The following is a 6,950-nucleotide window of genomic DNA, read 5'->3' as shown; positions in this document are numbered from 1 at the left end:
GCCCGCCCACCGTGAAGGGCAGCGTGACGTCACCGGTGTTGGTCACGCGGAAGGTCTGCGTCAGCGCGCCGTCGGCGACGGAGTAGACCATGTTGAGCCGGAAGTCGTACGGGTACGCCGCGCGGGTCTCGTCCGTGGAGACAAGCTCGTAGGTCACGCTCGACGCGGTGCGCTCGACGACGGCGTGGTCGTAGAGCCGCGCGATGCCGTGGCGGTTGAGCGTGACCTCGCCCTGCGCGCTCGTCGCGCGGCCGCCCCTCAGCACGCCCACGATGGGGAAGAGCACGGGTGCGCGGCGGGGCCAGAAGCGCTCGTCGCCCTGCCAGAGGTACTCGCCGCCATCGTGCTTGAGGCTCATGAGCTGGGCCCCCTGGGAGTCGATGGTTGCCTCGACGCTGCCGCACGAGATGGTGGTGAGTTCCGACATGCCTTCTCCAATCAAATCGGCCCATACGTTCCATAATGATATTCTCGCGTCAGTTCCTCGCGTGCGTCGCGAGCGCGAACGGCTAGAATAACTCAACGGACGGCCCTTCGCGTCCGACGTGCCCCGCCCCCGCTCCGGGGGAGTGGTCGAGACGAGCCGCGCGGCGCTCCCGCCGCACGCTCTCGCGTTGCTTGCAGCATTCGTGCGGCGACCTGCCGCCAGAAGGAGGTTTGCATGGTTATCGAGGAGCTCTTGCGCTACGGGATCGCCCACACCGAGGAGAAGACCGTCATCGACGCCTCCCCGGCCGTCCTCATCGAGACCGCCGTCGAGCGCGGCGAGGGCGAGCTCACGAGCACCGGTTCTCTCTCCGTCATCACGGGCCAGTACACCGGCCGCTCGCCCAAGGACCGCTTCATCGTCGACACGCCCGACGTCCACGACAAGATCGCGTGGGGCAACGTGAACGTGCCCTTCTCGGTGGAGAACTACAACAAGATTAAGGCCGAGGTCATCGGCCACCTCTCCGAGCGCCGGCTCTTCGTCGTCCACGGCCTCGCCGGCGCCGACCGCCGCTACTCGCGCAAGATCTGCGCCATCTGCGAGCTCGCGAGCCAGGCGCTCTTCGTGCACCAGATGCTCGTGCGCCCGACCGAGCAGGAGCTGCGCGACTTCGGCGACGCCGACTTCGTGGTGATGGCCGCCCCTACGCTCAAGCTCGACCCCGAGACCTACGGGACCAACTCCGAGGCGGCGGTGCTCATCAACTTCCAGGAGCGCATCATCCTCGTGGTGGGCACGCAGTACAGCGGCGAGATCAAGAAGTCGATCTTCTCGGTCATGAACTACCTGCTCCCCGTCGAGGACCACGTCCTCACGATGCACTGCTCCTGCAACATGAACCCGCGCTCGCACGGCACGACCGTCTTCTTCGGCCTCTCCGGCACCGGCAAGACCACGCTCTCCGCCGCCGAGGATCGCCTGCTCATCGGTGACGACGAGCACGGCTGGGCCGATGACAAGGTCTTCAACATCGAGGGCGGCTGCTACGCCAAGACCATCGACATCACGCCCGAGACCGAGCCGCAGATCTGGAACGCCATCCGCTTCGGCTCCATGTGCGAGAACGTCGTGATCGACGACGAGACGCGCGTCGCCGACTACTTCGACACCACCCTCACCGAGAACGGCCGCGTCGCCTACCCCGTCGACTTCGTGCCGGGCGCCGTCAAGAAGGGTCGCGCCAAGCGCACCCCCGACGTCGTCATCTTCCTGACCGCCGACGCCTTCGGCGTCCTCCCGCCGATCTCCAAGCTCGACCGCAACGCGGCGATGTACCACTTCATGACGGGCTTCACCTCCAAGGTCGCGGGCACCGAGCGCGGCATCAAGGAGCCCCAGCCCACGTTCTCCTCGCTCTTCGGCGAGCCGTTCATGCCCCTCGACCCCAACGTCTACGCCCAGATGCTCGGCGAGAAGATCGACGCGGGCGGCGTTCGCGTCTATCTCATCAACACCGGCTGGACCGGCGGCCCCTACGGCGTCGGCAAGCGCATGAAGCTCGCCTACACGCGCAAGATGGTCGAGGCCGCCCAGTCCGGCATCATCGACGACTCCGAGTTCGTCCACGACGAGCGCTTCAACCTCGACGTGCCGACCACCTGCCCGGACGTGCCCTCCGAGCTCCTCAACGCGCGCAACACCTGGGAGGACCGCGCCGCCTACGACGAGATGGCCGAGAAGCTCGCCCAGATGTTCGTCGACAACGCCGAGAAGCGCCTCTCCACGATGGCCCCCGAGATTCGCGCCGCCGGCCCCAGGCCCATCGGAATCGGTCGCTAGGCGACCGCGCGTCTCGCCGACGCCCCAGAAACCATAGTGCGCTCGCCGCGGGCGGGCCCGGATCGCTGTCAGTCCGGGCCCGCCCGCTGTTGGTCAAGAGCGGGGAGGAGCGTCGCGTCAAGGCCCTCATCGAGAAGATCGTGGGCCCCGAGCTCGTCGAGGAGTGTTTCCCTGCCAGGCGCGTCGCGATACTGCGCCCAGCTGACCCGGTTGAGGTCCGCCTCGGGACCAGTCACGCGAGCCCCTCCTCCTGGGTGGGGGTGGGGGAGGCCCCGCTCGACGTGCACCAAAGGCGGCGCTGGCGAGTACGGGCGCGCGGTTCACGGCGCCGATCGTCCCCATGCCGCCGAGCGTCCGGCGCTACTCCTCGAGCAGTCCTTGCTCGCGGGCCTTCGCGACGAAGGCCCGCACGTCGGCGGTCGCCCGGTCCTCCGAGACGTCGTACTCGTCGAGGAGAGACCGCACGAGGTCCCCCTCCTCGGCGCCCTTCTCGAGCATGCGCCAGAGGAGCGCCCCGGTCTCGGTGAGGGCGATGACCCCCGGGACCTCTTGGGTGCGCCTCCCGACGGGGACCACCATGAAGGAGCCGGCGATCTCGCGGAGCACGAACCCGTCCTTCAGCCTCATGTGGAAGCCCCCTCCCTCGCGCGCCCGTCACGGGCGACCCCGGTCGCTGTGACTCCGGATTCTAGGACGCGCCGCCCCCGCGGCTCGTCACGAGGGTCCCCCCATGAACCAAACGCACCGCTTTCGGGTACGGAAGCGCGAGCGTGCCGCGGGGCGCGGGCCCGGCCGGACACAAGAGGCGGCCCGGCAGCCCGCCGAAGCGGAGGCTGCCGGGCCGCGGCATGACGTTCTTCTCGCCGGGGCCTAGTCGTGCATCTCGGCCATCTGCGCCTGGACGGAGGTGATTGCCACGACGCCCACGATGTCGTCGGCGGAGCAGCCGCGGGAGAGGTCGTTCACCGGCTTGGCGATGCCCTGCAGGATCGGGCCGTACGCCTCGGCCTCGCCGAAGCGCTGGACCAGCTTGTAGCCGATGTTGCCGGTCTCGAGGTTGGGGAACACGAGCACGTTGGCGTGCCCGGCGACCTTGGAGTCAGGGGCCTTGAGCGCGGCCACCTCGGGAACGATGGCGGCGTCGAGCTGCAGGTCGCCGTCGATCGCGAGCTCGGGCGCCTTCTCCTTGGCGAAGGCCGTGGCCTCCTGGACCTTCTTGGCGGTGTCGCCGCCGGCGGAGCCCATCGTGGAGTAGGAGAGCATGGCGACGCGCGGCTCGACGCCGTCCATGAAGGTGGCGAAGGAGTTGGCGGAGGCGATGGCGATCTCGGAGAGCTCGTCGGAGGTCGGGTCGATGTTGAGGCCGCAGTCTGCGAAGACGAGCGTGCCCTCGGCGCCGAACTGCGGCGTCTTGGTGCACATGACCATGAAGGCCGAGACGAGCTTGGTGCCCGGGGCGGTCTTGAGGATCTGGAGCGCGGGGCGCAGCGTGTTGGCGGTGGAGTGGCAGGCTCCGGAGACCAGGCCGTCGGCGTCGCCCATCTTGACCATCATGGTGCCGTAGTAGGTGGCGTCCATCATCTGGGCGCGCGCCTGCTCGATGGTCACGCCCTTCTTGGCGCGGAGCTCGGCGAACTTCTGCGCGTACGCCTCGTGCTTGGGGGCGGTCGGGGAGGTCGGGTCGATGACCGTCACCCCCTCGACGTCGATCTTGGCCGGGTCGCCGAGGATCACCAGGTTGGCGAGGTCCTCGGCCACGATCGTGCGGGCGGCCTCGATGGTGCGCGGGTCCTCGCCCTCGGGAAGGACGATGGTCTTCTTGTAGGCCTTCGCGGCGGACTTCATGCGGTTCAGGAACTCACTCATGGCATACCTTCCGATTCTCCACAAAACGCACGTCTCTTGTTGCGCTCGTCCGGCGATATGTGCATATCGGCGGGGAGGGGACGAGCACGGGACCATTATAGGGGCGAGGTGCTAGAATCATTCGCACGATTGGGCGAGCGCACGCTCTTCTCGCCCCGCCGCCTGGGCGGCGTGCACGCTTTGACTTGTGAGAGGACGTGTGATGGGTATCCAGAACGGTCTGCCCGCGGGCTTCAACCCCGACTGCTATGACGTCATCGTTGTTGGGGCGGGCTACGCCGGCGCCGTGTGCGCGCGCCGCCTCGCCGAGTCGTGCGGCTTCAAGGTCTGCATCCTCGAGCGTCGCGACCACATCGCCGGCAACGCCTACGACTACGTCGACGACGCGGGCATCCTCGTCCACAAGTACGGGCCGCACATCTACCACACCGTCAACGAGCGCGTGAACCAGTTCCTCTCGCGCTTCACCGAGTGGACCGGCTACCAGCACAAGGTGCTCGCCAACATCCACGGCACCCTCATGCCCGTCCCCTTCAACCACCGCTCGCTCAAGCTCGCCTTCGGCGAGGAGAAGGGCGAGAAGCTCTACCAGAAGCTCGTGGCCACCTTCGGCGAGAACAAGAAGGTCCCCATCATGGAGCTTCGCGAGAAGAACGACCCCGAGCTCGTCGAGGTCGCCGACTACGTCTTCGAGAACGTCTTCCTCCACTACACGATGAAGCAGTGGGGCCAGACGCCCGATCAGATCGACCCCTCGATCACGGGCCGCGTGCCGGTCTTCGTGGGCGACGACGACCGCTACTTCCCCGGCGCCCCGTTCCAGGGCATGCCGGCGGAGGGCTACACCAGGCTCTTCGAGAACATGCTCGAGCACGACCTCATCTCCGTCTTCCTCGGCGTCGACGCGCGCGACGTGCTCAAGGTGTCCGAGATGAGCGTCTCGGTGTGCGGCCGGCCCTACGGCGGCGAGGTCATCTACACCGGCCCGCTCGACGAGCTCTTCGGGCTCGACCTCGGCGCCCTGCCGTACCGCACGCTCGACATGGAGTTCGAGACGCTCGACGTCGACCAGTTCCAGCCGGTCGGCACCGTCAACTACACCACGAGCGAGGACTTCACGCGCATCACCGAGTTCAAGAACATGACCGGTCAGGTGGCCCCCGGCAGGACCACCATCATGCGCGAGTACTCGAAGGCCTACACGCCCGGCAGCGGCGAGACCCCCTACTACGCCATCCTCGAGGACCAGAACCTCGAGCTCTACCGTCGCTACCGCTCGCGCGTCGACGGCGTCGTGAACTTCCACTGCGTCGGGCGCCTTGCCGAGTACCGCTACTACGACATGGACGGCGTCGTCGCATCGGCGCTCGACCTGTCCGACGAGATCGTTTCCCAGCACAACTAGGGGCCGACGCATGCGTCGCCCGGCAGGCCCCGACCGGGGCCTGCTTCGTGAACCGGCACAGAAGGAACCCAGATGACCAAGACCATCACGTTCGGCATCCCCTGCTACAACTCCTCGGCGTACATGGACCACTGCATCGAGTCGATCCTCGAGGGCACGGGCTACGCCGAGGACGTCGAGATCGTCATCGTCGACGACGGCTCCACGAAGGACGACACCCCCGAGCGCGCCGACGCCTGGGAGCGGCGCTACCCCCAGATCATCAAGGCGGTGCACCAGGAGAACGGCGGTCACGGCGCGGCAGTCATGAAGGCCGTGGCAAACGCGAGCGGCGTCTACTTCAAGAACGTCGACTCCGACGACTGGGTCGACGCCGACGCGGTGCGCGCCCTGCTCGAGAAGCTCCGCTACTTCATCGGGCTCGGGGAGCACGTCGACCTCGTCATCACCAACTATGTGTACGAGCATGTCGAGGACAACACGCACAACGTCGTCGACTACCGCCACGTGCTGCCCGTCGACAAGGTCTTCACCTGGAACAACATGGGCCACTTCATGATGTGGCAGTACCTGCTCATGCACGCGCTCACCTATCGCGTCGACGTTCTGCGCGAGTCGAGGCTCGACATGCCGGCGCACACGTTCTACGTCGACAACATCTACGCGTACGTCCCGTTCCCCCGGTGCCGCAGCATCTACTACCTCGACGTCGACGTCTACCGCTACTTCATCGGCCGCGAGGACCAGTCCGTCAACGACAAGGTCCTCACGAGTCGCGTGGACCACTACTGGCGCGTGGCGCGCGTCATGATGCGCGCCTACCACGTCTACGACGACATCGACTCCGTGAAGCTGCGCAGCTACATGATGAACTACTTCACGATCATCATGGCGATCTGCTCGGTCTTCTCGAAGAAGAGCGACCGGCCCGACGCCATGGACGAGCTGCAGAGGCTCTGGGACGAGCTCAAGGCGTACGACAGGCGCATGTACCGCCGCGCGCGCCATGGCATCGTGGGCATGGCGACCAACCTGCCGGGCACCGTGGGCCGCGCGCTCACGCTGGCGGGCTATCGAGCCGCCCAGAAGCTCGTGAAGTTCAACTAGCCCCGCGAGCGGGGGACGATTGCGCCGAGTGCGCGCTGGCGTGCGCGCATTGGGCGGGATTCGTGACCGGGGGACAGGAAGCGCGCCGAGTGCGCGCTGCCCTACGCGCATTGGGCGGGATTCGTGACCGCTCGGACAAAATGCGCGCCGAGTGCGCGCTGCGCCGCGTACACTCGGGTTGCGTGCCAAAAGTTGGTGTCATCTCTCCGATTGCGAGGTGCAGGCTTTAGCCTGCCCGAGCAATCGGAGCATCACCCGGAATCAGCTCTATTCTACAGCATCATGCGGCCTTCCTTTCCCGGA

7 protein-coding genes are annotated in these 6,950 nt (G+C 66.9%); 3 read left to right on the top strand and 4 right to left on the bottom strand.

All coding sequences use genetic code 11. From position 1 onward, the window contains the following. Positions 1 to 427, bottom strand: a 427-nt coding sequence (locus BQ7106_RS00105) for an aldose epimerase family protein (protein ID WP_476756163.1), incomplete at its 3' end; no start/stop codon positions are given. 234 nt (positions 428 to 661) lie between these two features. On the opposite strand from BQ7106_RS00105, the gene pckA reads away from it, so the two are divergent. After that, positions 662 to 2,269 (top strand): phosphoenolpyruvate carboxykinase (ATP), encoded by a 1,608-nt coding sequence (gene pckA, locus BQ7106_RS00100; protein ID WP_129583747.1) that lies wholly within the window; start codon positions 662 to 664, stop codon positions 2,267 to 2,269. 68 nt (positions 2,270 to 2,337) lie between these two features. Here the strand turns inward: pckA and BQ7106_RS10950 are convergent, their stop codons facing one another. The 3 genes from BQ7106_RS10950 to pta all read right to left on the bottom strand — a co-directional run bounded on the left by BQ7106_RS10950 (position 2,338) and on the right by pta (position 4,135). Continuing rightward, positions 2,338 to 2,505 (bottom strand): hypothetical protein, encoded by a 168-nt coding sequence (locus tag BQ7106_RS10950; protein WP_159431251.1) that lies wholly within the window; start codon positions 2,503 to 2,505, stop codon positions 2,338 to 2,340. Between the two features lie 124 nt (positions 2,506 to 2,629). Then, positions 2,630 to 2,896 (bottom strand): PqqD family protein, encoded by a 267-nt coding sequence (locus tag BQ7106_RS00095; RefSeq protein WP_072369435.1) that lies wholly within the window; start codon positions 2,894 to 2,896, stop codon positions 2,630 to 2,632. Between the two features lie 243 nt (positions 2,897 to 3,139). Beyond that, positions 3,140 to 4,135, bottom strand: a complete 996-nt coding sequence (pta, locus tag BQ7106_RS00090) for a phosphate acetyltransferase (RefSeq protein WP_072369432.1) — start codon at positions 4,133 to 4,135, stop codon at positions 3,140 to 3,142. A gap of 202 nt (positions 4,136 to 4,337) precedes the next feature. Between pta and glf the strand changes: the two genes are divergently transcribed. Then, entirely contained in the window at positions 4,338 to 5,540 is a 1,203-nt protein-coding gene (glf, locus tag BQ7106_RS00085) for a UDP-galactopyranose mutase (RefSeq protein WP_072369431.1), read from the top strand. Between the two features lie 72 nt (positions 5,541 to 5,612). Beyond that, entirely contained in the window at positions 5,613 to 6,647 is a 1,035-nt protein-coding gene (locus BQ7106_RS00080) for a glycosyltransferase family 2 protein (RefSeq protein ID WP_072369430.1), read from the top strand. Positions 6,648 to 6,950: the final 303 nt, after the last annotated feature.

It is taken from the genome of Thermophilibacter mediterraneus, assembly GCF_900119385.1.
GTDB lineage: Bacteria > Actinomycetota > Coriobacteriia > Coriobacteriales > Atopobiaceae > Thermophilibacter > Thermophilibacter mediterraneus.
Note: the sequence above shows the minus strand (reverse complement) of the source record. Positions and strands in the feature narration are given on the sequence as shown.